1 protein-coding gene is annotated in these 1,746 nt (G+C 46.3%); it reads left to right on the top strand.

All coding sequences use genetic code 11. The annotated features are described in order from the left end of the window. A partial coding sequence (locus CSC79_RS19925; protein ID WP_143483849.1) for an Ig-like domain-containing protein occupies nt 1–1,746 on the top strand: 1,746 nt, incomplete at both ends.

Below are 1,746 nucleotides of genomic sequence, written 5' to 3'. Positions count from 1 at the left end.
CAAGACACCTTTACCTACACCATTGCAGACAGTGAAGGGTTAGTCTCTAACACCGCCACGGTAACGATTAATATAGGCGCAGTGAATGACCGCCCAATAGTGGTTGATGATGCAGTGACCACAGACGAAGATACCGCGACAAGTATTGCCATTTTAACGAACGATTCAGACGTTGAAGACCAAGGATTCAATGGCGCGAATGTATTGTTAGAAGATAAAGGCGACGGCGTGGGAGAATACAGCTTTGCCAGTGTGAGTGTTGATTTAGATGGCAGTTTAGCCATTACACCGAAGACAAACATCAACGGAGTTTACAGCTTTACTTATACGGTTAAAGACAGTGAAGGATTGGCTTCAGAAGCGGCCAAAGTGACGCTTACAATCAATGCGATTAATGATGCGCCAGTGGCGCTTGATAATACCGCGCAACTGCAAGAAGAAGGGCAGTTTGAAGTGAACGTGCTGGGTAATGACAGTGATGTTGACGAAGGTGATAGCCTCGATGTAAGCAGTGTTACGGTGGTGAGTGATGCAGCAAACGGCCAAACAAGCGTGACCAATACCGGAGCGATTATTTACACGGCGAATGCCAACTTCTTTGGTGATGATAGTTTTACCTACACAGTAAAAGACAGCCAAGGCGCAGTTTCAAATGTTGCGACGGTCACGATGACAGTCACGTCAGTGAACGATAAACCAGTAGCCAGCGCACAAGCGCAAACACTGGATGAAGACGGTTCCATTTTACTGACATTAGTAGCAACAGATGTCGACCAAGACACCTTGAGTTACCGTATTGTTGATGAAGTCACAAAAGGAAGCTTGGTACAACAAAGTAATGACAGCTGGCTTTACACCCCAACCGCCAATGTCAATGGCGCAGACAGCTTTACGTTTGTAGCCAATGATGGTGAAGTTGACTCGGATGCAGTGACAGTATCATTAACGATAACCCCAATTAACGACCAACCAACGCTTGCAGGGCAAGCAGTCTCAACAGATGAAGACACAGCATTAACAGTGACTTTAGCGGGTGAAGACATTGAAGGAGAAAACCTCAGCTACAGCGTTGTGACTGATGCTGTTAGTGGTAGCGTAAGCTTAACGGGCAATACGTTAGTGTACACTCCAAACAGTGACTTTAATGGCAGTGACTCAGTCAGTGTTGTTGCCAATGACGGCGAGTTAAATTCAGAGGTGGCGAATATCGCCATCACAGTGACGAGTATCAATGACGCACCGTTGATAAGTGGGGCACCTACAACGTCAGTGAACGAAGACAGCGGCTATCAGTTTATTCCAACAGCAAGTGATGCAGACAACGACACGTTAACGTTTAGCATCAGTAATAAACCAAGTTGGCTAAGCTTTAACAGTGCAACAGGTGAATTGAGCGGTACGCCACTGAATGAACAAGTTGGTAGTTACAGCAACATCATTATCAGTGTGAGTGATGGCACACAAGTGCAAAGCTTAGCACCATTTAGCATAACGGTAATCAACACCAACGATGCACCAAGCATCAGTGGCATACCAGCGACGCAAGTGAATGAGGATGAAGCGTACAGCTTTACACCAAGCGCACAAGACATGGACGGTGATACATTAAGCTTTAGCATCACGAATAAGCCAAGTTGGGCGAGCTTTGATACCACAACTGGGCAATTGAGTGGCACACCAACAAATGAGGATGTGGGCACCCAAGCAGGCATTGTGATCAGTGTTAGTGATGGCAGTATGACTGCA

It is taken from the genome of Pseudoalteromonas sp. 3D05, assembly GCF_002723455.1.
In the GTDB taxonomy this organism is placed as follows: domain Bacteria; phylum Pseudomonadota; class Gammaproteobacteria; order Enterobacterales; family Alteromonadaceae; genus Pseudoalteromonas.
This window is presented reverse-complemented; position numbering and strand designations above follow the sequence as displayed.